23 protein-coding genes are annotated in these 23674 nt (G+C 45.2%); 4 read left to right on the forward strand and 19 right to left on the reverse strand.

The window, feature by feature from the left end; all coding sequences use genetic code 11:
• Positions 1-42: 42 nt before the first annotated feature.
• Together msrQ and msrP are read right to left on the reverse strand one after the other, a co-directional pair.
• Complete coding sequence (msrQ, locus tag VIC_RS21475; protein ID WP_039952479.1) at positions 43-645, reverse strand: protein-methionine-sulfoxide reductase heme-binding subunit MsrQ; 603 nt, start codon at positions 643-645, stop codon at positions 43-45.
• Entirely contained in the window at positions 642-1649 is a 1008-nt protein-coding gene (gene msrP, locus VIC_RS21480; RefSeq protein ID WP_006962415.1) for a protein-methionine-sulfoxide reductase catalytic subunit MsrP, read from the reverse strand. Before msrP ends, msrQ begins: the two co-directional genes overlap by 4 nt.
• Before the next feature lie 177 nt (positions 1650-1826).
• Here msrP and VIC_RS21485 point away from each other — a divergent pair, with 177 nt between their 5' ends.
• Positions 1827-2024 (forward strand): DUF2986 domain-containing protein, encoded by a 198-nt coding sequence (locus VIC_RS21485; protein WP_006962417.1) that lies wholly within the window; start codon positions 1827-1829, stop codon positions 2022-2024.
• Here VIC_RS21485 and VIC_RS21490 read toward each other — a convergent pair.
• The 5 genes from VIC_RS21490 to nirB form a co-directional block, all read right to left on the reverse strand.
• Positions 2004-2486, reverse strand: coding sequence for a LabA-like NYN domain-containing protein (locus VIC_RS21490; RefSeq protein WP_006962420.1), 483 nt, complete (start codon positions 2484-2486; stop codon positions 2004-2006). The genes VIC_RS21485 and VIC_RS21490 overlap by 21 nt on opposite strands.
• 97 nt (positions 2487-2583) lie before the next feature.
• Entirely contained in the window at positions 2584-3342 is a 759-nt protein-coding gene (cobA, locus tag VIC_RS21495) for a uroporphyrinogen-III C-methyltransferase (RefSeq protein ID WP_006962423.1), read from the reverse strand.
• A gap of 145 nt (positions 3343-3487) precedes the next feature.
• Positions 3488-4336, reverse strand: a complete 849-nt coding sequence (locus tag VIC_RS21500) for a formate/nitrite transporter family protein (RefSeq protein ID WP_006962425.1) — start codon at positions 4334-4336, stop codon at positions 3488-3490.
• A 126-nt stretch (positions 4337-4462) separates the two neighbouring features.
• Complete coding sequence (gene nirD, locus VIC_RS21505; RefSeq protein ID WP_006962426.1) at positions 4463-4786, reverse strand: nitrite reductase small subunit NirD; 324 nt, start codon at positions 4784-4786, stop codon at positions 4463-4465.
• A 12-nt stretch (positions 4787-4798) separates the two neighbouring features.
• A complete protein-coding gene (gene nirB, locus VIC_RS21510; protein WP_006962427.1) occupies positions 4799-7354 on the reverse strand; it encodes a nitrite reductase large subunit NirB in 2556 nt (851 codons plus the stop codon).
• Between the two features lie 532 nt (positions 7355-7886).
• On the opposite strand from nirB, the gene VIC_RS21515 reads away from it, so the two are divergent.
• Together VIC_RS21515 and VIC_RS21520 are read left to right on the forward strand one after the other, a co-directional pair.
• Complete coding sequence (locus tag VIC_RS21515) at positions 7887-9431, forward strand: methyl-accepting chemotaxis protein (RefSeq protein WP_039952484.1); 1545 nt, start codon at positions 7887-7889, stop codon at positions 9429-9431.
• 448 nt (positions 9432-9879) lie between these two features.
• Positions 9880-10923: a GGDEF domain-containing protein gene (locus tag VIC_RS21520; protein ID WP_006962431.1), complete on the forward strand. Its 1044-nt coding sequence runs from the start codon at positions 9880-9882 to the stop codon at positions 10921-10923.
• Between the two features lie 19 nt (positions 10924-10942).
• Here the strand turns inward: VIC_RS21520 and VIC_RS21525 are convergent, their stop codons facing one another.
• From VIC_RS21525 to VIC_RS21545, 5 genes are all read right to left on the reverse strand, one after another.
• Positions 10943-11608, reverse strand: a complete 666-nt coding sequence (locus VIC_RS21525) for a DUF2726 domain-containing protein (RefSeq protein ID WP_006962433.1) — start codon at positions 11606-11608, stop codon at positions 10943-10945.
• 97 nt (positions 11609-11705) lie between these two features.
• Positions 11706-12512: a hypothetical protein gene (locus VIC_RS21530; RefSeq protein WP_006962434.1), complete on the reverse strand. Its 807-nt coding sequence runs from the start codon at positions 12510-12512 to the stop codon at positions 11706-11708.
• 36 nt (positions 12513-12548) lie between these two features.
• Complete coding sequence (locus tag VIC_RS21535; protein WP_006962436.1) at positions 12549-13310, reverse strand: substrate-binding periplasmic protein; 762 nt, start codon at positions 13308-13310, stop codon at positions 12549-12551.
• A gap of 107 nt (positions 13311-13417) precedes the next feature.
• Entirely contained in the window at positions 13418-14098 is a 681-nt protein-coding gene (locus tag VIC_RS21540) for a response regulator (protein WP_006962438.1), read from the reverse strand.
• The gene (locus VIC_RS21545; RefSeq protein ID WP_006962439.1) at positions 14095-15714 is read right to left on the reverse strand and encodes a sensor histidine kinase; all 1620 of its coding nucleotides are present in this window, start codon (positions 15712-15714) and stop codon (positions 14095-14097) included. Before VIC_RS21545 ends, VIC_RS21540 begins: the two co-directional genes overlap by 4 nt.
• A gap of 347 nt (positions 15715-16061) precedes the next feature.
• Here VIC_RS21545 and VIC_RS21550 point away from each other — a divergent pair, with 347 nt between their 5' ends.
• On the forward strand, positions 16062-16286 hold the full coding sequence (locus VIC_RS21550) for a hypothetical protein (protein ID WP_038511146.1): 225 nt from the start codon (positions 16062-16064) through the stop codon (positions 16284-16286).
• A 47-nt stretch (positions 16287-16333) separates the two neighbouring features.
• Here VIC_RS21550 and VIC_RS21555 read toward each other — a convergent pair whose 3' ends face one another.
• The 7 genes from VIC_RS21555 to VIC_RS21585 all read right to left on the reverse strand — a co-directional run bounded on the left by VIC_RS21555 (position 16334) and on the right by VIC_RS21585 (position 23471).
• A complete protein-coding gene (locus VIC_RS21555) occupies positions 16334-17503 on the reverse strand; it encodes a tetratricopeptide repeat protein (protein WP_006962441.1) in 1170 nt (389 codons plus the stop codon).
• On the reverse strand, positions 17500-18117 hold the full coding sequence (locus VIC_RS21560) for an energy transducer TonB (RefSeq protein WP_006962443.1): 618 nt from the start codon (positions 18115-18117) through the stop codon (positions 17500-17502). Before VIC_RS21560 ends, VIC_RS21555 begins: the two co-directional genes overlap by 4 nt.
• Positions 18117-18521: an ExbD/TolR family protein gene (locus VIC_RS21565; RefSeq protein WP_006962449.1), complete on the reverse strand. Its 405-nt coding sequence runs from the start codon at positions 18519-18521 to the stop codon at positions 18117-18119. Before VIC_RS21565 ends, VIC_RS21560 begins: the two co-directional genes overlap by 1 nt.
• Positions 18518-19075 carry a MotA/TolQ/ExbB proton channel family protein gene (locus tag VIC_RS21570; RefSeq protein ID WP_006962451.1) on the reverse strand — a complete coding sequence of 186 codons (558 nt, stop codon included), beginning with the start codon at positions 19073-19075 and terminating at the stop codon, positions 18518-18520. The genes VIC_RS21565 and VIC_RS21570 overlap by 4 nt, the downstream gene beginning before the upstream one ends.
• Positions 19075-20433 carry a MotA/TolQ/ExbB proton channel family protein gene (locus VIC_RS21575; RefSeq protein ID WP_006962453.1) on the reverse strand — a complete coding sequence of 453 codons (1359 nt, stop codon included), beginning with the start codon at positions 20431-20433 and terminating at the stop codon, positions 19075-19077. The genes VIC_RS21570 and VIC_RS21575 overlap by 1 nt, the downstream gene beginning before the upstream one ends.
• Position 20434: 1 nt before the next feature.
• Positions 20435-21199: a DUF3450 domain-containing protein gene (locus VIC_RS21580; protein WP_006962454.1), complete on the reverse strand. Its 765-nt coding sequence runs from the start codon at positions 21197-21199 to the stop codon at positions 20435-20437.
• 175 nt (positions 21200-21374) lie between these two features.
• A complete protein-coding gene (locus tag VIC_RS21585; RefSeq protein ID WP_006962456.1) occupies positions 21375-23471 on the reverse strand; it encodes a TonB-dependent siderophore receptor in 2097 nt (698 codons plus the stop codon).
• Between the last annotated feature and the right edge of the window lie 203 nt (positions 23472-23674).

Consider the following 23674-nt stretch of genomic DNA (forward strand, 5'->3'; position numbering starts at 1 on the left):
AACCGTTTGGTTTGCTGGCCTTTCAACACTTCTCTTGCACGATTAGCGAAGTAATCGTTGTTTAAGAGTTTTCCAACGAACACCAAGTAACACAAGGGCTATCAGAATATAGATTGTTGGTTCAGTGACCTCAGACTTTACCGACCAGTAGAAATGTATCGGTGCAAGCAGCAAGGCTAAATAAACCCAATTATGTAGCTTTTGCCATTTTGCTCCCAGTCTACGCTGCATCGCTTTGGTCGATGTTACAGACAGCGACAACAATATCAGCCACACAGCTCCACCTACGGTGAGATAAGGACGTTTGATGAGCTCCGAAGCCAGTAAACTCCAGTCCAAGCCCAGATCCAGCGTCGCATAGGCGACTAAATGTAATACCGCCCAGAAAAAGCTATATAGCCCAACCAATCGTCTGACTCTGACTAACGTCCCTTGCTTAGTCCATTTCGCTAATGGTGAGACCAATAAAGAAACAAACAGCGTATTGAGTGCACTGATACCCGTGTAGTGGATAATGCCCTGAACCGGGTCCCCACCTAAATCACCTGCGAAAGCCTTGAGCACCAACAGCAGCAAGAAACTCAAAGACACGCCATGGATAACTACCTTCAGCCCGGTAATCGCCTTCGGAGACAGCCTCATCAATAGAACTTCCTCAAGTCCATATTCTTGTATAGATGTGCGACTTCTTCTTCATAGCCATTGAACATCAATGTAGGCTGTCTTCGGCTGCTAAATAAGTTACCTTCACCGATAAAACGTTCGCTCGCCTGACTCCATCGCGGATGATCGACCTGCGGGTTCACGTTGGCATAAAACCCATATTCGTGGGGCGCGAGTCTATTCCAAGTGGTTGGTGGCTCTTGATCTGTCAAACGAATGCGTACTATAGACTTGATACTCTTGAAGCCATATTTCCATGGCACAACTAAACGCAAAGGTGCGCCATTTTGGGGAGCCAAGGTTTTGCCATACAAACCTACTGAGATAAGCGTTAACGGGTTCATCGCTTCATCCAGTCTCAGGCCTTCAACATAGGGGTAATCGATACTGCCACCCCAAGAGTTTTGCCCGGGGAACTGTTCAGGGTCGTAGAGTGTTTCAAAAGCAACGTATTTCGCTTCACTCTTCGGGTTGGCCATTTTGATGATGTCAGACAACGGAAAGCCAATCCAAGGTATATTCATTGACCATGCTTCTACGCATCTTAGGCGATAGATGCGCTCTTCAAGAGTAAACTTGTTGAAAATGTCTTCATAATTCAACGTTATCGGATTACCGACTAACCCATCAACTTTGACGCTCCAAGGATCGGAAACAAAACCACCTGATTTTTCCGCAGGATCAGACTTTCCTGTTCCAAATTCATAAAAGTTATTGTACTTCAGTACTTTGTCTTCAGGTGTCAATGAAAGGTCAGCTTGATACTTATTCGGCTTTGAGGCAGATAAATCAATACGGCGATCTTGAACAGGCTCCTCTTTTGAGGAGAACAGGTCCAAAACACCCGCCTGAGAGTTCGCCGCCAACGGCACACCGACAACAGCAATACCCAGTTTTTTTAAAATGTCTCTTCGCTCTTTATACACCGACTCTGGTGTTGCCTCGTTTTCAGATAACGCCCAGCGATGATTTTTCTTTATCCACATAGTCTTCCCCTGATACGACTTACTCACTGAGCAAGAAACAAATCGATTGTTCAATGATTTAACCAGACCGTACTAACGTCAGATCTCTTTCATCAAAAACGTAGATAATCTTGTTAAGGTGAAGTGTGGTACAAAGTCTGTTACTATGCGCGCCCCTCTGAATACTGGGCGACAACGATGAACCGTAAGAAGAAAATTAACCAGATCCTAAAAGCGAAGCAGAAAAAGCAAAACGCTAAGCTACATAAAAGCAACAAGCCTCGCTACATTTCAAAAGCGGAAAGAGCAAAGCTTGAAGCAGAAGAGCAAGAACAGCAAACCGCTGCACAAGCGGAAAATGAAGAAAGCCTAGACTCAGGTTCGTCTGAGCAATAATTCCTCTTCAATCGGGATGAACTTATCGCACACGTCGATTAGTGACTGTGCGCTAAGGCCCGGCACACCAAATACATCCACTTTGGTGCCAAACCTTTCCTGGACTCGTTTGACTAACACGTCAAAGTCGCCATCTCCGGATAACAGAATAACTCGGTCAACCTTGCTGGCAGCTTCGTACACATCCAAAGCAATACCCACATCCCAATCGCCTTTGGCACTGCCATCTTGTCGTTGAATAAATGGCTTCAGTTTAACGTTAAAGCCAATACCGCGAAGGATATGATGAAACTGCCTCTGTTTCGGGTCATGTGAAGCAATCGCATACGCATGAGCCTCGGTGACGTCTCGACCTTCCGTTGCAACGTACCAAAACTCATTGTAGTCAAAGTTTGCGCGGTACTTTTCTCGTGTTGTGTAGTAGATGTTCTGGACATCAACGAAAATGGCGACTTTTTCCATCAGGAATCCTGTTTAATCAATAACGCAGGCATAGTAACAGTTATTGAACTCAAGCTGTTGGTTTTCTATGTATTCTGATGCGAAAGGCAAAGACTCTTTAATTAAACCATTTAAGCGTATCGTGCAGCGAGGTCACGCTACCAACAACAATAAGCGCAGGGCTGATCGCTTGCTCTGCCAGCTTGGGTAAGTCTTTTAGCGGCCCAGTGAATACACGCTGTTCGCTGCGTGTTCCGTTTTCAATAATGGCGCAAGATATCTGCTCATCCAAACCGTTTTCGATAAGCTTGGTGGTAATTCGCTGGCTCTGCTTTAGACCCATATAAAATACCAGTGTGTTGTTAGATTGGGCCAGTGATTGCCATTCAATTTCCCGACCATCTTTCTGCACATGGCCAGTAATAAACTGAACGCTCTGAGCGTGGTCACGGTGTGTCAACGGAATACCTGCGTATGCAGTTGCGCCAGCAGCCGCTGTTATGCCCGGTACCACTTCAAAGTGAATTCCATGGGCAGCCAACTCTTCCAGCTCTTCACCACCACGACCAAAAATAAATGAGTCCCCCCCCTTGAGCCGAACAACACGTTTTCCTGCCAGTGCTTTTTCCACCAAAATCTGGTTGATTTGATCCTGAGGCACGCAATGAAAATCAAGCTTCTTGCCGACATAAACCATCTCAGCTTGAGGATTGGCTAACGCCAATATTTCTTTAGAAACAAGGCGGTCATAAACGATCACTTCTGCTTGCTGTATCACTCGGTAACCTTTCAAGGTTAGTAAATCTGGATCACCGGGACCAGCGCCAACAAGAGAAACAAAACCACGTTTTGGAGAAGAGTTAGGGTGAGCACTCATAGCCGTACCTGCTGATTCAAATTTGGATATAAAAAGTAGCGCTCAATCAAAGTACTCATCGAATCACGACTTTTTATCGCCAAACCTTTAACCATATAAAAGGATTCTGCGAAGGCCCCATGCTGCGCCATGGGGCCACATCAATTTATTTCGCCATTGCAGGCTTAGCTTTAACTTCCCGCTCAGAATCAATTGATGGAGCAGTTTTCGCGTGAGTCAGGTAAAGAGGAATACAAGTGAACAACAAGCCACCAACGATGTTACCCAGAATCGTTGGAATAAGGTTGAAGTTCAGCCAAGTTGCAATACCGAAATCTGCACCAAGAATCATACCCAGTGGGAACAAGAACATGTTCACAACCGTATGCTCAAACACCAAGGCAAAGAAGATGAAAATCGGTAGCCACATGGCTGCGATCTTGCCAGCAACACTTCGGGCAGTCATGTTACCAATCACACCAAGACAGACCATCAGGTTACAGAAAATGCCACGCACAAAGCAGGTAATCCATCCGTCCATTCCCATGTTTTCAAAGCCAACAGTACGCGCTGTTGATACTGCGATAAATTTCTTAACCACAGCATTTGGGTCTAAAGAGAAATTACCCGTCAGAGAGATAGCAACCAAATAAGCAACAATCAGCGAGCCAATCAAGTTACCAAGGCCAACCAATCCCCAGCAACGGAAAATACGGTTCCAGGTGATACCTGGTCGGTTGTCAAACTTGGCAAGAGGTGCGAGACCAAAAACACCAGTGACCAGATCGTAGCCCATCAGACTTAGGATACAAAAGCCGACCGGAAACACTAAAGCACCCACGATGCCGATGCCTGTCTGTACGATAGTCGTAATGGCGACTACAACAGCCAAAGATAAGATGATACCCGCCATTGTGCCGCGCAAAATCAAGTCACGCGTACTTGTTTTTGTTTTCGCTTCGCCGACATTGATCATGGTTTGTACGAATTCGGCAGGTTTTAATGCTGAAGACATAGCTACGTCCTTTTTAAAATTGAAAGTTAAAAGTTGAAATTGAATAGTGAAAGGCTCGTTGCTTCACCTGCTCCCCTATGGAAAAGCAACAAGCCTTTAAGCTATTAAATCTCTTCAAACACCCGGTTAAGCAGAAACTTCAACCTGACCTTTAATAACGCGTGTTTTGTATGCTTTGACACTGAAGTTTTCGTCTTCCATACATACACCCGTTGATAGGTTAAAACGCTGTTTTTTCAGAGGACTAGCGACCCACAACTCCTGCTTGTGTTCAACGATCAATCCACGGGAAAGGACATTTGACTGGTAGAACGGATCAGTGTTGCTGATAGCCATCACTTCTTCAGCGTGAGAAGGGCGAAAAATGGCAACCTGCTCCCCAGAAACCAACGCACACACGCCAGTACCCGGGATGATATCTTCAATACTGCATACTTTTGTAAATGCCATGATGTTGTCTCCCTAAACTAACTCGACGTGAAGGATGTCACCCTTCTCTTCTGGATGTTTTTCTGTGTACGTCGCCGGACGATGCTGTTCACGCTCTTGGACAAAGACAACATTGCTATCGCGTTCATCTGAGTTTATGAAATGTGCGAAACGTTTTAGCTGAGCTTCGTCGTTGATAGTATCAGTCCATTCACAACGGAACTCTTCTACTAACTTGGCTACATCGGCTTCCAGTTGTGCATTGATACCAAGTTCGTCGTTGACGATGACTTCTCTCAGGTAATCAACACCACCTTCCAGATTTTCCATCCACACAGAAGTGCGTTGCAGTGGCGCTGCCGTACGAATGTAGAACATCATGAAACGGTCGATGTATTTGATGAGGGTGTCCTTATCGAGGTCGCTCGCTAGAAGGTCAGCATGTCTTGGCTTCATTCCGCCATTACCACACACGTACATATTCCAGCCTGCGTCTGTCGCTATGATGCCTAAGTCTTTACCTTGTGCTTCTGCACATTCACGCGTACAACCCGATACACCGAATTTCATCTTATGCGGGGTACGGATGCCCTTGTAGCGGTTTTCGATCATCACGCCAAGGCCAACAGAATCTTGAACGCCATAACGACACCAAGTTGAGCCTACACAAGTCTTTGCCATGCGAAGCGCTTTGGCATAGGCCTGCCCTGTTTCATAGCCTGCCGCGATCAACTTCTTCCATATCGCAGGTAGGTCGTCTTTCTGAGCGCCAAATAGACCAATGCGCTGAGCACCAGTAACTTTGGTGTAAAGGTTGTACTCGGCAGCAACTTCAGCCAATACCTTAAGTGCCTGAGGAGTCACTTCACCACCAGCCATACGAGGAATCACAGAGTAGGTTCCGTCTTTTTGCATGTTGCCGAGGAAGTTGTCGTTGGTATCGTGGAGTTTGACCAATTCAGGTTTTAGAATGTGCTCACCCCAGCAAGATGCGAGGATTGAGCCTGCTAGTGGCTTACACGCTTCACAGCCGTATCCCTTACCGTATTTTTCCAACAGCTCATCAAATGTTTTGATTTCTTCAATACGGATAAGGTGGAACAGCTCCTGGCGAGAATAAGCAAAATGCTCACACACATCATTTTTTACTTCGACACCTGCTTTGGCTAATTCAGCGTTTAGCACGGATGTCACCAGTGGAATACAACCACCACAACCCGTTCCAGCGCCAGTTACCGCTTTGATATCACCAATAGTGTGATGGCCTTGAGCCACGGCTTCAGCAATCTTGCCTTTAGTAACATCAAAGCAAGAACAAATAACCGCTGATTCGGGAAGCGCATCAGCCCCTAGTGTTGGCTTTTCTGCCCCAGCATGAACCGGAAGAATTAGCGTATCTGGATGTTCTGGAAGCTCGATCTCATTGAGTTTAAGCTGCAGCAAATCACCGTAATCAGATGTGTCACCTACCATCACCGCGCCAAGCAACTTCTTACCGTCTTCAGAAACGATAATTCGCTTGTACACTTCCTGCTCTTCGTTTTGGTAAACGTAGCTCTTACATCCCGGTGTACGTCCGTTTGCATCACCGATTGAGCCTACTTTGACACCAAGCAGCTTCAGTTTCGCAGACATGTCCGCGCCTTCAAACTTGCTGTCGTTACCTAATAAGTGGTCAACGGCGACTGTCGCCATCTTGTAACCCGGTGCCACAAGGCCATAAAACGTGCGATTCCAAGATGCACATTCACCGATAGCATAAACATTTTCATCAGTTGTCTGACAGCAATCATTGATCTCTACACCACCACGTGGTGCTATACCTAACCCCATTTGGCGAGCAAGTTTGTCTTGAGGGCGAATGCCGGCAGAAAAAACAATAAAGTCCGTCTCTAACTCGCTACCATCAGCGAATCGCATTACGTTTCTTGCTGTTTTGCCTTCCGGTGCAATCTCCAGGGTGTTTTTACTAACGTGTACCGTTACGCCCATACGTTCAATTTTCTGACGTAATTGATCACCACCAGCCTGATCTAACTGCTCAGCCATCAATTTCGGAGCAAACTCCACTACATGAGTTTGCACACCCAATGCTTTCAGTGCACCTGCAGCTTCAAGGCCAAGTAAGCCGCCACCTATAACGACACCAACTTTGCTGTTCTTGGCACATGCTTCGATCGCTTTGAGATCTTCGATTGTACGGTAGACAAAACAGTCTTTGCTCTCGTGGCCCTTAATTGGTGGAACAAAAGGAAAAGACCCCGTGGCCATGACAAGTTTGTCATACTGAATTTCACGTCCAGTGCTTGAATAAACGGTCTGCTTTTCACGATTGATGTTGATAGCGCGTTCGCCCATCAAGATGTTGATATTATGCTTTTCGTAAAAGCCTTCCTTTACAAGCGAAAGCTCATCTGCAGTATGATGGGAAAAGTAAGAAGAGAGATGGACACGGTCATAAGCGACACGAGGTTCTTCACAGAAGACAGATATTTCATATTGAGAAACATCCGTCTTCTCAACGAGGTCTTCTATGTAACGGTGCCCGACCATGCCGTTACCTATAATGACCAGCTTCAACTTGCTCATAGTACTTCCTAAGGGTTAGGTTCTTATCACTATGTGCATTGTTAAATGTGAAAGAAAATTAATATATGATGTAAATCAATTACGAAATTGAACTACCCTAAAGGGGTAGGAGCAAGATTTAATCAGCCTATTTATGTATTAAAATTACAATAATGAATTCCTAACCCTCTATAAGAGTTAGCAATGTGTACTTTATGTAAACACTTGTTCACAGGAGCTCTGAACGATAAAGCTCGGGTTAACAAATTGAATACAATTGCAATCGAGCACATATGAATAATTGGAATTAATATCTCAACAAAAAGAAACAACATGTAACAAGGTTATTTTTGCAGCAATTATTTGCGAACAGTCAAACTTCGCTGAGCAGTTTGTGAATAGTTACCTCAAATTGATTTAGGTCATTTATAGAACTTTTGCCCTAGGGATAGCATGGCGCGGTAAGTCAAGGAAAAACCAGAAGTAATTTAGCAAATGGTAATAGACCGCTAGCTGAAATACGCCGCCATACTATTTGAGATAACCAATAAAAATGAACAATCAACAGCTCAACAAAGACTATTGCGCTAATGCCAATCTAATATCTACCACGGATCGATCCAGCCTTATAACTCATGCCAATCAAGACTTCTGTGATATTGCAGGCTATTCAACTGACGAATTAGTGGGCAACCCCCACAATATGGTTCGTCATGATGACATGCCCAAGCAAGCATTCGAACAGATGTGGACCTACCTTAAACAAGGGAAAAGTTGGATGGGTCTAGTAAAAAATCAATGTAAAGATGAAGCTCACTATTGGGTATCCGCCTTTGTAACTCCCATTAAAAACCCTGACGGTGACATCGTTGAATATCAGTCGGTTCGTTCTAAGCCCGATTCAGGGCAGGTTGAAAGGGCTGAAGCTCTTTATCGTCGGCTACAACAGAACAAATCTGCAACAAAACCTAGGCTGCCACTGCACAAACTCACATTAGGCTATTCTACGTTACTGGCATTATTGTCGCTTTTAATGCTGGGTACGACCCCGAGTGTTCTCAGCGCTGCAATTACCTTAGTTGCGGCAATGATGACATTTGGCCTCGCGTACCAGTACCGACGCAGTAAAAGCATGGCAGCTCTCGCCCAGCAAGCCTATAGTAACCCATTGATGGAAAAGCCCTACACCAACCACTTCGATGACTACTCTCAAGTCGAATTAGCGCTGAAAATGAAACAAGCCGAACTGCGAGCAGTGACCGCTAGGGCAACGGAAACGTCCGGAGAAATCCTGATTTCAGCAGAAGACGAATTTGGCACGATTCAATCAATCGGACAAAGCCTAGACCAACAATGTCATGAAACGGAGCAAGTTGCCGCAGCTGTTGAACAACTCACCCATTCTATCAATGAAGTCGCAAGCGGCGCATCTGCTGCTTCAATGCTCGCTGAAGAAGCAGATCACGAATCTGAAAAAGGGCTAAGCAGCATACATTCCACCATTGCGGAAGTGACTGCTCTTGAAGCTGAGCTGGCGCAAGCACAGACAATCATTAATCAGCTATCTCAAGACAGCCAAAAGATCGACAGCATTTTAGAGGTCATCACTGCTATTTCAGAACAAACGAATCTACTTGCCCTAAATGCCGCTATCGAAGCAGCGCGAGCGGGAGAAGCTGGCCGCGGATTTGCTGTAGTCGCGGATGAAGTGCGAAATCTGGCGTCCAAAACCGGTTCCTCTGCAAGTGAAATTCATACCATGATTCGCCAGCTTCAGGAAACGGCCGAAAGTGCAGTAGGTGCAATGGAAAAAGGTATTGCTCTTTCAAGCCGCTGCAAGCACCGTGCGGATGAAACGGGTGATGTTCTCAGCACGATTTCAGACAAATTGAATCAAGTGACCGACAGCAGCATCCAAATCGCCACTGCGGTCGAGCAACAGGCGAGCGTTACGCAAGAGATCAACCGCAACATCATCAACATCAAACAACTCGCCGATGACACTTCCCAAACGTCACAATCTTCAATCGAACGAACCAGCCATTTGGTTAACAACCTGGAAGGTCTGGAACGTTTAATGAAACAGTTCCAGAAATAATTGGAGAGCCTTCGGGCTCTTTTTCTTCTCCATCATCCAGCCCTGATAACTACAAAAAGATCACTAAAATAAGGTCAAATCTGTTTAACAATCTTATCAATGATACAGGCTTAGGCCTATTAGGGCTCAGAAGTGGTATTTCTCTACATTTTGTCGCATTTTTGTGACTTTAAATACGAAATCAAAACCATTAATAAAAGTGATACTAGTTCCACTATTTGATAATTTTCTGATTAAGTATAGACTGGTAAAAAGATGATATAAATTGACTATTTCTTATACATTACATTAACTTGCGCACATAATACCTGTATAGTTTTAATACGCTGTATCATTTATAGTCTTTAAAGTGTGATCCTTGTTCAGTCTTATGCTTGATTCCCCATACGAAAAGCATACTATTGTCTGATATTCATACTTAGGCATATTCCTACAAAGGCTACTCAAGATGGAGCTTGACATATTTAACCCTTCCAGACAGTTACGTCGAGCAGTCTTGTTCTGGCTAAGTATGCTTCTTGCCCTGATGTCATTGATTATTGCCACTCTTAATGTGTTTTTTGGCGTTTATCACCTCTTGGCGATCATTCAGAGTCTTTTTTGTAGCTTTTCTCTCTATGTCGCTTTCAATAGCTACCGAAGCACTGCTTCCCTTTTACTCTCAAACTGCTACGTCTATAGCATCATAGGTTTGGTTTATTTCACGACGCTGGCATACCCGATAGAGAATGGTTTGTTCCTCTGGAGTTTCCTCTACCCGGTTCTGTTTTACCTTATTCTGGGTAAACGGTATGGATTTGTTGCGACCATGATGGGCTTCATTAGCCAGCTATTCCTTGTGGTTGATAAATCGTTCGTCGATGGTGTTGTCAGCTATTTTGAGCTCATCGTTAATTTTGCCCTCGCCTATCTGAGTGTCTGGCTCGCCAGCCACATTCTCGAGGTCAAGCGTAAAACATCAGAAGCATCACTGGGGCAGCTTGCTTCACGTGATGCTCTCACTAGTGTCTATAACCGCCACGCTTTAATTCATAACTTTGACCGCTACCGACAAGAAAGTGAAACACTACCTTTGTCGCTTCTGGTTTTGGACTTGGATTACTTTAAACAGGTCAATGACGAATTCGGCCATGACATTGGTGATAAGGTGCTAGTTCAGACAGCAGCACTCATTGATGGATTAAGCGATGAACACTTGGTGTATCGCATTGGTGGAGAAGAATTCTGCATTGCTTTACACAACACTAATATTCAACATGCCATGATTAAGGCTGAACAAATCCGAATGGCGATTGAACGCTACCGATTCAACAGCAATGAGCAGCCAATATCTCTCACGGCGAGTATTGGGATTTATCAGTGTGATCTCTACAACGATCTCGAAAGCGTACTGAAAGAAGCAGATAAAGAGCTTTATAAGGCTAAGAAGAACGGGCGTAACCAAGTCATGGTATGCAATCAAAAAGAGCAGGCCATAATGACCTGCTCTTGATAACAGTTACTTTTAGTCATTAGCCTTCTGAGTCATCTTCATCAAATACAACATTGTAGTTTTCTGTATAAGTACACTGAGGTTGTCGGCTACAGGTAAAGAAACGACGACCTTTGAACTCCCCTTGAGAAGCAGTCTTAATCACCATAGGGCTGCCACAACGCTTACAGAAACGTATCTCTTTCTCTGGTTCGATCAAATCGATATGAGACGCCAGAAGACGACGCAACTTGCCAACCTGATAGCTGTGTTTAACGGAAGTGCCGATTAAGGGAATGCCTGACGACTTACACACGTGCATTAATAGCTTTTGGCGTTCTATTTTGCCTTTATCAAGTGTCCTGCCATCATCCAGTTCGATTGCTACACGAACCTGAAGTGTACGCGGGTCGCAAACCACGTAATCAAAGTAACTCTTAGCGATGCGGTTATTGGCGATAAACCACTGCTTTTTATCAGTAGCCAGTGGGGCAACAATATTTGCCATGTTTACTTTAGCCATGACAATGCCATGCTGGCCTACAGCAGTCATCAGAGCATTGTAAAATGCCGATTCCTGCATATTCATCAAGGGGCCTTTTTTCTTATAGACACTGTCTTTTAACTCATCTTGTTTCAAATAACGTTTTTGCACAAAGACAAAAAATAAAACCAACAAAACAACAACGATGAAAACACTTTCCATTTCGCTTTATCTACTCCACCACTTAGGAAATGTATGAAACTCTTAAAGAATTTATACGCTAACTTAGGGGATATGTCAGTGTTTATGTAGGAATGGCTTATTGTTTGTGGGATCCAGCCTCGGGTAAAGCCAGATTGATCACCACCCGATCATCGGGTTTAATTTGTTCATACGTCTGCTGCCAGTACTTACGTACCAATCGATCTATCAGGCCACTGTTTTTGGCCTGCTTTAACGCTTGCTCCAAAATCTGGCGATAACCCGCAGCTTCATCAGATAGATAGAAATAAAAGTCTTTCTCGTAATTTAAAAGTAGGCGTTGTTCTATCGCTAGGTGGGGGTTTTGTGCTGCTTCTCCTAGAATTTCGGTCATCCCTCTCGGGAAGTAGTTCACATCGCCTTTTGGAGTGAGTTTGGAGTATAGTGCCCTCCACTCACCATCTTCTAAATGCACAGGCAATTGATTAGCCTGCCAAATCGCCACATCATACCATTGCATTCCCATCCCTGCGATCAGACCTGAATCCTGCAAGTCTTTCAAGCTCCTGATAGTGTTAAACTCATTCTGCAATTGAGGTGGAATGAGCAACACACGTTTACCTATCAAACCATTGGTTAGCGGCACCTTGACTGGTACATACTGCTGATTTCTTTTTTCTGTCTCAATCAGCCAAGTTAAAGACAGCTGATTACTTTCAACCATTTTAGTCGCACGCTTTTGAGGAATATGATCTTGAGGAACTGATATTGTGACCGTGTAACCTGCATCGCCTAATGCTCTGTAAAGCAACTCATGATAGAAGACATGACCGCCATCCATCTGAGATGGCAAAGTAAGTTCAATTTCATTTTTTGCAAAAACGTGCTGGCACATCATGCACAGCAAAATGACGATTATACGCATACCGCCGCTTCCTGATTTGATTTCAACCAAAGTGCTTTAGCGATAGGTATCAACAATCTCCTGATACTTAGACATACCCGCTTCACCGATGGTATTTTTCATTTCATCGATACCGCGTTGTAGCTTCTCAGTTAATTTTTCATCTACCGCTAAATTAAAAGCATAGTAGAGTTCCCCTTCTCTGAGCACAAACACTGCCTCAAAATCGCTGGTGTCGTATCCGATTTGCTTTATCCACCACTTAGCGACGTTTTCTTCATATGCCCAAAGATCAATACGCCCTTTAGCCAGTTGCTGAGCTAAAGTCTCAGCGACAGAGTTCTCCTGCATTGAATCTCTCGGCACGCCAAGCTCTAACATCAGCTGTTCTCCCACGTCGTCCCTAATGACTCCAATCCGATATTGAGCAAAGTCGATTGTGTTCTCGATACTGATTTGACGGGACTTTTTCGCCATAACGACGATCCGCGTTTCACTCAAAGGCCCCACCCATTGGAATAGGTGTTCACGCAATCTTGTCCTAGTAGTCGAAAACAGTACCGCATCAGGCTTAATCAGTGTGGTTCGGTATGCCCTAGCCCACGGCTGAACCTTGATATCTTCTTTCTTGATTTCTATCCCCTCAGATTTAGCAGCAGCAATCAGCAAATCGATCGAAATGCCTTTTGTCTCGCCATCTTGGGTAAAGTTGTATGGTGGGTACTCTTCGGTCAAAAACTGAAGTTCATTGAGCTCTATCGCTCCAATCGGAAATGAAAACAACAAGAGCGATAGAGACAGGCTGAGTAAAGATTTCATAGCCACCTCTAACAGTAAATAGTGTTACATCTATCAATAAACTGTAGAGGTGGATGCAAAATACGTCTAGGTAATTTGGGGGAGAATTATCTAATCGAAAGTTGTAGTTACGATCGCTTGTAGCAGCGTTCAGGTCTTCCGACCGTGCCGTAGTTAAGATCAGCCACTAGTTCACCAGAGCTGATAAGGTATTCTAGATAGCGTCTAGCTGTTGTACGGCTCGCACCAATGCGTTCTCCTGCTTCATCTGCTGTGATACTTTCTGCACCAGAAAACAACGCACGTATTTTGTCGAGAGTGACACTGTCGATACCCTTAGGCAACCTTTGAACACTGGATTCTGCAGTAGATGGGCTCTGTAGCATCTTGTCCACCAAATTTTGGTCAAGATCCGAAGCGCTCGTGAACTGATGCTTTTGTACTACGTATTTCTTCAATGCTGCTTCCAGCCTTGGGAATACAACAGGCTTAAGTAGATAGTCGACAACACCACCACGCATCGCCTGTTGCAGTGTATCGACATCACGAGCTGCGGTAATAAGAATGACATCGCAGCTTTGGTTGCGGGCACGCAGTTCCTGTAAAAGCTCCAACCCTGTTCCATCCGGAAGATACACATCAAGTAACAGGAGATCTGGGTTCAACACATCAAGCTGTATCTCAGCTTCGACTTTCGTAGTGGCAATCCCGATAACCTCATAGCCTTCCATCTGTTCCAGATAACGTTGATGTAATTGAGCAATGTTGAGATCGTCTTCAATAATCATCACTCGTGTTACGGATGTCATACCTGCTCTTCCTTCGGTAAATACACTGTCATTCTAGCTCCATGCTGTTCGTTATTCGTGATTTCCAGCGCGCCGTGATAGCGCACTGCTAATTCATTCACCAAGTAGAGGCCCACTCCTCTGGTCGACTTGTCTTTGGTTGACACACCCCGTTCAACCAAATGCTCTACTGAAAGATCTTCGGGTAAACCACAACCTTGATCCGTGACTTCGAGAATGATTTCATTCCCGAAATCACCAATGGAAACTTCAATTTGTCTTCGTACTGGGGCAAACATGGCATCCAAAGTAATCGCGCTGCGCGTGGCATCAAAAGCGTTATCAATAAGGTTGCCCAAAATAGTCACAAGATCTTCTGCATTAATCCGCTCAGGCAGAGGCTCAAGTCGGGAGCCCTCTTCGACGATAAGTTCAAGCCCAAGCTCTCGAGCACGCTCCGTCTTGCCCAGCAGCATGCCTGCGATCAATGGCTCTTTGACGGTTTCACGTAAGAACTCAATCAAAGATTGGTAATGCGCGGTTTCCTGGCCAATCAGATGCTGAACCGCGTCCAGCTCACCCATTTGAACCATACCACTAATAGTGTTCAACTTATTGCGATGTTCATGAGTCTGAGAACGAAGCATCTCTGCGTACTCTTTTGTTTTCGCTAGCTGCTCCGATAGCTCATTAAGCTCATCCCTCAAGCGAAAACTCGATACGGCCCCCACCACTTTTCCTTCAACAATTATCGGGCTACGGTTTGCAATTAATCTTTGTTTGTTGAGATAAAGGTTTATGTCGTGATCGGTGCGGGCTGTCGTAAGAACAGTGTGAAGGTCACTCTCAGGCAATACTTCTTTTAACGGCTTATTCAGGCATTGAGACTTTTCCAAACCCAATATATAACACGCACTCTTGTTAATTGAACGCAGTTTGCCCGACTGATCGATGCTCAAAATGCCTTCTTTGAGCGTTTCCATCGTCACGTCTAACTCAACGTACAAACGACCGATTTCTTCAGGTTCAAAACCAAGGATCGCTTTCTGGAAACGCCGAGATGCATAGCTTGAGACAATAGCATTCGCTGCAACCACCAATAACGCCATTAAAATCAAAAATATCAGAAAAGGTTCAAGTCGGTCCTGAAGGCGGTCAATGAGATAGCCAACCGACACCACACCTATGATATTGCCATCCGAATCAAAAACGGCCGCTTTCCCTCGAACGGAGTAACCCAACGAGCCTTGGGCGAAAGAAACGTATTTCTTACCTTCTATCAGAGCACGATCGTTATCGCCCCCTTTCATTGGTTTGCCAATGCGTTCATCAATAGGATGGATGATGCGAATACCGTCCTTATCGCCAATAACAATAAACGCAGCGCCAATTAACTCGGTAAGATTACGATATCGAAGCTGATATTCTGAGCCACCACCATCTTCTATCATTTTTACGACGAAGGGAGAGTTTGCCAAAAATGAGGCGACACCAAGCGCTTGCTTTCCCATCTTTTCTTCCTGCTCTTGCTTAACGTAGAAGAAACCTGCGGCAGCAAGCAACAACAATTCAATCAAGCCAGAAAGCGTCATGATAATCAGCATTCGCTTGCGAAAACTGATACTACTCCATTTCATAAACTCTCCCATTTAACCTAGCGAGGCTAACATCCAATTAACATTTATACGAGTTACTGGGCGCTATTTTGTGAGGCTTATTATCCTAACCATTCCCTCCTGTTATTGAGCTACTCCCAACAATTCGCCTTATGTGTTGTTTGATAGTTTTAAACACACTTTTATATAAAACCAGTAGAATAATTGATTTTGATCACAAGAGTTTTAGAACATTTTTTGTACTACTCACTTATTTAGACTGTATAATTATTGAGCATGAAAAATGTAGGAACGTTAGAAGTGGGCAGTGAGTACTAATAAAAACACGATAAATAACCGTCCACAATACAATGTCAGAGGGAAAGACGATGAAACGGGATATGTTTGGTATCTGCCTGTCAAAATCTATGCTGTCACGTAATCTGTCCAGCACCTTTACTCACGTAAGGGCCTATGAAAAGTCCGACTTAGATAACGACGTGAAGGTTATGCATGCCTTTCCGCAATTATCCGGTCAGGAGCTGCTGACGACGATTCAATCCTCCAAGCAATTACTATGGCGAGCGGAATATGTCTGCTTAAATCAAAAATAAGCGACAACAAAAAAAGGGAAGCAAATTGCTTCCCTTCTTTAAATCTACTACCCTGTCGCCTCTTGAGCGGCAGCCCTGAGTTGAGACAAGTATTTAATCCAACTCTTCGCCTGGCTTGATGGTTCGATATTGTTGGCTCTTTTCGCTTGTACTAGCGCTTTCTCAAGCAGATTCAATTTGTACAAAGCACGCGTTTTGGCTAGCGCCACGTCCGCATCACGGCCTTTCACTTTATCTAGCACCGACAACGAATCTTTGTAATAGCCTTGCTGAACCATGAGCTGAGCGACACTCCAGTTATACTTAGCGTCTTTCTTGGCTGCTAACTTCCAAATAGATAAAGATTTATCCCACTCTTTTGCCAACTGCCAGTAAGTGGCCTGCTCCGATAACAACTGAACATCCGTTTGCGCGTCATCCAGTTCACTTATTTCAATCGCGGCCCTTTCTGGGATACCACGTTTGGCATACATCTGGGCTAGCATGCGTCTGTCACTCTGGCTCAACGGCAACCCATTGATTTTGGCCAGAGCTAAGGTATCAAGCGCCTCTTTGTCCTTGCCGACTTTCATTTGCAAGCCAACCAGTTGGCGCCACCAGCTCAGTTTCTCCGGTTGGATACTAATAAGCAACTCAAGGGTTGGGATAGCTGCGCTCCAGCGTTTCAGCTCCAGTTGAGCACCCAGCTTGAGTGATAGCGGTTGAAGAATCTCTTTTTTCTCGACCTTTAGGTACTTATCGACCGCAGGTACTACTTTATCCCATTGCTCTAGTTGATAGTGCGACTGTGCAATTCGCAACCACAAATCCTGAGCTTTTTGGGTTTCAGGAACCGACTTAACTAACTGGTAATAGTGCTTAAGTGCCTTAGCAAACTGCTGGTCATTAAGGTACAGATCAGCCAGCATACGTTGGCTGATCCACGCCTGTTCATCACGCAGTAGACCACTTTCAACTGCATACTCCATTTTCGAAATGGCTTGCTTTGTGTTGCCATCTTGCCAGTAGAATACCGCCAACATACGAGCGACAAATGCCTTGTCGTAGTCGCGCGAGGTGTCGATTTCTTTAAGTAAAGCAATCGCCTCTTTCAGCTGTTCTTCCTGAGCGAGTTCATTGGCTTTCTGAACACGAACCGCAGTGTATTGAGTCAGCTCCTGAGCCGCGGTTAATGGCGAAGCCAGAAGCAAAGCGATAAGGGCTAATCGTTTCATCATTTGGCTAACTTAAACTCCAGTCTTACAGTTTGGTTTTCCTGAGATACAGCGGTCCCATCCACGACTTTAGGCTGATACTTCCACTTCTGAAGCGCCTGTATCGCATTACGCTCAAACATGCGCTTCGGATTGGCTTCAACAATGTCGATGTCTCTCGGTTTACCCGTTGGATCGATAGTGAACTTCAGGATCACATAGCCTTCTGCTTTACGCTTTAGGGCTTTGGCAGGATAACGAGGTTCGACTCGATATAAAGGCATGACTTGCTGATTGACGCCGAAGTCACCAAACGTTGGTGCGCTGATCGCCAAGCCTTCAATGCTGGTATTCAGACCAAGCGACGGCTGTGAAATCGGTGAAATCTGCGACAATTCAGTATTGGCTTGGGAAGTTGGCATCTGCTCAGGTACTTCTGGTGCTTTAGGTTGCTCCGGTACCGTGCGTTGACGACGCTGAACATCTTGCTCGTTTTCCACCATCACCATATTGAAGCTTAATGATTCACTAGGCTCAGGAGCTCTACGATGCCCGCTATCCACCATCCAAGCCATAAAGCTGAAGATAGCTAAAGCACAAGCAACAGCAAAGGGCGTGGCGATTAACAAACGTCCCACTACTTTTTCTCCGCTGCCAGCGCTATGTTCTTAACACCAGCACCTTTCGCCGCATCCATTACTTTCACTACAGTACCGCTGTAGGCATGTTCATCGGCCTGAATAACCAGCGAAGCGTCAGGTTTATCCAGCAACAAATGCTCTAGTGTCGCTTGTACACGTTCAATATCAACGTTGCGCTTATCAATATAAATGTCGTTTGCAGAAGTCACAGCGACAAAAATGCCAGCGTCCTTCTGACTCACCACATTAGATGCCTGAGGGCGATTCACTTCAACACCAGATTCGCGTACGAACGAACTGGTGACGATGAAGAAGATCAACATGATAAAAACGATATCAAGCATAGAAGTCAGGTCGACCTGAGCTTCATCTTGTTTATGGTGACGTCGACCGAGTCTCATCGCTGACTCCTTAAAGATTTTTCTAATTTAATTTCTCTCAACTGGCAGGCTTTCACTAATCGCGCATAGAAAAACATGCCTGTTAATGCGCCGACCATACCTGCCATTGTTGGTAATGTGGCGAGTGAGATGCCTGAAGCCATCAATTTAGGGTTACTGCTACCTTGGTTAGCCATGACATCAAAAACGGAGATCATACCCGTCACTGTGCCCAGCAAACCCAACATTGGACAAATGGCAACCAGAACCTTAATGATGTTCAGGTTTTGATATAACTGGCTGTGCGCTTGTGATAACCACCCTTCACGGATAGAGCGAGCATACCAAGAAGTTTGGTCGCTCCGTTCACGCCAAGCGTCGACCCAATTTGCTTTATGCTTTGGAAACTCGACAAACAGATAAATGATGCGCTCTAGAATTAATAACCAGCATAACGCTACCACACCAGACAGCCACCACAGCACCTGACCACCCTGCTGCATAAAGTTTTGCAACGAGAGTAGCCAGTCACTGCCAGCTAATGCTTCAGGTAACAATGCAAATATTGCATCCATTAGGCAACATTCCCTAGCGCTTCCTGAGATGGCTTGAGATCTTTCTCTGCTTGTTCAGCGACTAGAGAGATTCCCTGTTTCTCAAGGATGTTGCGAATCGTTTCGGCTTGCGAGCTCAGAATATTGTGAGCCAGAAGAAGAGGCATAGCGGCAACAAGACCAAGTACGGTGGTCACAAGTGCCATCGAAATACCACCTGCCATGACTTTAGGATCACCATTGCCAAACTGAGTGATGACCTGGAACGTTTCAATCATACCCGTAACCGTACCCAGAAGACCCAGCATTGGTGCCAAAGCAGCCAACAGTTTGAGCATGGACAATCCTTTTTCCAGCGTTGCTTGCTCATCAACGACAGTTTCAAGCAAACGTAATTCAAGCGCTTCAACACTGAGGTTTTTCTCTTTGCCGTAAACGGATAACACACGGCCAAGTGGGTTATTACCCGGATTTTGAGGTGACTTCAGTTGAGCACGAATCTTCTGGCGAGCAATAGACAAACTCACGCCACGTACTACAGCTATGATCAAGCCAATCACAAGCAGACCAAGAATGATCTTACCTACCACACCACCAGCTTGTAGTCTTTCCATCAGGCTTGGGCTGTGCGCCAGTTGCTCCAGCATCACACCACGAGAAGGATCAAGAACAATGTTCTCAACCTGCCCATTTGTTAAAGGAGAAAGAGATGAAATGGTTGGCGCTTGCTCAGGTTGCTTAATATAAGCCTGAGCTTCACCTTTTGAGGCATTCCAGTTTAAGTAGCCCTGCTCTCCAACTAAACCAATCGAACCAAGTCGAAGGGCTGATTCGCTTTTAGCAATCCCGTCACCGTTAACAAAACGGACTTCAGTTGATACCACTTCACCACTGGCTTTGATCTGCTCTTCCAACGCTTTCCAAAGACCATTAAGTTGATACATAGAAGGCAGTTTTGTCGCTGCCACAATCTCTTTAACCACACCGGCATGAGTTTGTGCATCTGCTGAGGTCACTGAATACTGCAGTTCAGACTCCAACTCTTTAGCGTTTTGACGCACAACGCCAAATACTTCACCTAGACTTCCTGTCTCTAAGCGGAGTTTTTCTTCCAGGCGAGCTAAGGTATTTTCGTTGTCACTGAACTTTGCCGCTAGTTTGTCATTTTGCGTTTGCAAATCGTCACGCTGCTTGATCAGTTGTGCTTTGAGCGCTTTAAGTTCTTTTTCAGTCTGCTTAAAACCTGACTCGCGAGCGACGTTATGTTTCGCTTGCTGTTGGTTTTCAGCCTGAGCTTTGTTGACCAACTCAGAAGAAGCTTGAGTGTTAAACGACAGGCCAGCAAGAGCGATAAGGGAAGCAATTAACGTACGTTTCATATTATTTCGCCTCCGCAACGTTTAGAGAAACTGGGAGAGTAATCAAGCTTGGCGCCGCTTGCTTCGCTGCGATGTTAAACGCTTTGTCTAACTCTGATTTCATCGAGCTATCGACACTCTGCCACTGTTTATCAGACTGGTTCCATGACCAGAATTTCGTGCCGTTCAGGCTGCGAGCTACCAGTGAAACGCGACCAAGATGAAGGATGTCAACTTCACGCGAGCCCTCACTTACCGCAATCTGGTCTTGATACAAACCAAGCTTGGTACCGTAATCAAGCTCTATCTGATACGCCTCTAGAATACGACGATACTTCTCTGCATCGCTCACATCAGCGCGAGTCATCATTTTTTCCAACTTCGCGACACGCTCTTGGCGCTGCTCTTGTTTGATCGGCATATCATCAGCAATCGACGCTTTTAGACCGGCGATCATCTGATACATCAGTGGAACTACACCCTGACGAGTGGTTTTTATCTCATCAATTTGATTTTCAAGGTTACCCGCTTCCTGCTCTTGGCTTTTGACTAACGCCGTCAGGTGAGAGCGATAAACCTCAAGGTTTTTTACTTCTTCCTGAAGCTGTTCAATTTCAGCTTGAAGGCTAAGTGTATTTTCAGCACTGACATCAATACGTTTCTGACTCGCAGCGGATGAGGAATTGGTTTTACTTTGAATGGATTGAGCGCTATCAAGGCTCGAGGCCGTTGCACTGAAGCCTGCTGTCGCAACCATCAACGCCAAACTGGTTTTAAATAGATTCATAACGTGTAATTTTCAATGATGTCAAACTGATTAGTGAGAAGCAATCTCATTTTCACTCGCCCGACATAGTAACGCGATTACATAAAATTTCAATCAACCATATGCTCAATATGCATTTAGGGGAAAGACCATGCCTTTCCCCTAATGTATCAAAGTTGATTAACCGTATTGTGTTTTAGTATTTGATTTGTAGAGTCGCCATATAGTTTCGACCTTCACCAATCACAACGTCTTCGGCATAAGCGTGTTTTGAAGATGTTGAACCTCCACCAGCAAGGTAATCTGTATCAAACACGTTTTCGACCGTCAGACGAGCCACCATATCAAGGTTTTCATCGTATTTGAGCGTGTAGGCCATACCCATATCGACACGTGTGTAAGCGTCTTTCTTGAACGTGTTCGCATCGTCACCGTAGCGAGAACCTTCGTAAATCACACCGACATTGAGATCAACTTCGTTGGTTGCCGCGTAGCTGGACCAAACACTCGCCGCAAACTCAGGTACATCCACAGGGCGATTACCTGCGTAAGTTTCGTGTTGCGTGATTTCGGCATCCAAGTACATAGCCGAACCCGTTAGCGAGAAACGCTCTGTCAGAAAGCCTTGTGCTGACAATTCCGCGCCGCGGTGTTCTTGCTGACCATTCTGAGTCTTGATGTAATTCCCTGTTGCTGTGTCTTCAACATCCATCGAGATGTTTTCCTGAGTGATATCAAATACAGCACCAGAAACAAACAGACGATTGTCCAGCAGCTCCCACTTAGTCCCTAGCTCATAGGAAACGCCTGTTTTCGCATCCAGCAAAGCACCATCGTTGAGGTAAGTACGGCTTCCGCTTGATACCTGACCTTGAGGCTCAAAGCTTTCTGAGTAAGACAGGTAAACACTACCATTGTCAGCTGGGTGGTAAATCACACCCAATTTTGGAGCGACGTGTTCTTCTGCAACACCATTTGCGACTTTACGGTCAAAACGCAGGCCTGCAATAACCTGCCATTGTTCGTTCAGCGTCACCATATCCTGAGCGTAGAAACCCCAAGTATCGTAAGCGCTGTGGCTGACTTTATCGCTCCCGCTAAATGTTGGAACAGATACGGATTCGCCCGGCGCCACATCCTGACTATTGAACCCTTTCTGGTTGCGATCATAACTGTAACCTAACCAGTTAGACCCCATTAGGAATTGGTGCTCGACACCGAACATCTCAGTGTTCGCAACTAGGTCAACATAAGCGGTGCGGAATCGCCATTTATCATGACGGTTGCTACCACCATGAGATACAGTACCTGTTCCATCAGAATTTAGGTTAGAGAATCCCGGGTAGCTTTCAATATCTACACGCTCGAAATCCTGATAGTTGTAACCTGTTTTCAGGCTCCATACGTCCGTCAGTGTTGCATTGACGTTGAAACCAATGTTTTCTACGTCATTTTCAATCTCAGACCATTGTGCGTCCCAGATGTGCTCTTTGCTGCCAACCAGTTGGCCGTCCAGCGTATAAACTGCTCCCGAGTCAACGCTGCCTTTATCGTTGGTTTTGTCGTAGTGAACAGAAACTGTGATATCGTCGTTGACGTCGTAATCAACGAACAGACCAGCGACAAGTCGCTCAGTTTGAGGTTTTGAACCATCACCATACGTGCGCCATGAACTGTAGCTCTCTTTCGATACAATAGTTCTAGCTCGCAGCGTCTGAGCGTCATTGAGTGACCCGCTCACATCTACCATGGTACGAGACTGGTCATCTGAACCGATATCTTGACTGACTTGAACTTGTGTATCGTATGTTGGCTTCTTTGCCACCATGTTGATCAAGCCACCCGGAGCCGAAATACCGTAAAGAAGACCAGATGGTCCTTTTAGTACTTCTACTCTTTCCAGTAATTCGACAGGCTGGCGGTAGTGAGACCAGTGTTGGTGGCCATCACGAAGGAAACCAGAAGAGCTTTCTACATCAAATCCACGCAGTGCAAAGCGTTCACGGTTCCGACCTGTACCACCTGCGCTCACGCTAGCGTCGTTTTTCAGAACATCTCCAAGAGTCGTAGCACGCTGCTCTTCCATCACCTGACTATCAATGACGGTCACTTGACCAGCCGTTTCCAACTGACTCACTTCCATACGCATTGATGTCGAGTTTGTGTCAGCCTTATAACCATACTCACGGCCTTCAACAACCATGTGCTCATCAGTCTGAGTGGTTTGCGCGCTAACTGAAGGTGCAGCTAATACAGCACCGATGACCAGTGCTAACTGACTCTTAGTAAACATATTCATCTCCGAATTAAATGACGACCCCAAAAGCCGCCTGACTAATTATTTCGGCGAGAATATAAGTGATAACCAATATCATTTGCATTAAATTTACATTCTTTGCATTCGTAAATTTATCGATACATAAATATTAAGTTCACCGGTGAATGAAAGCCTCTACAGGCTTGCGGAATAAAAATGTTGTTCTGAGAGCAGTCAAA

It is taken from the genome of Vibrio coralliilyticus ATCC BAA-450 (assembly GCF_000176135.1).
GTDB classification, from domain to species: Bacteria; Pseudomonadota; Gammaproteobacteria; order Enterobacterales; family Vibrionaceae; genus Vibrio; species Vibrio coralliilyticus.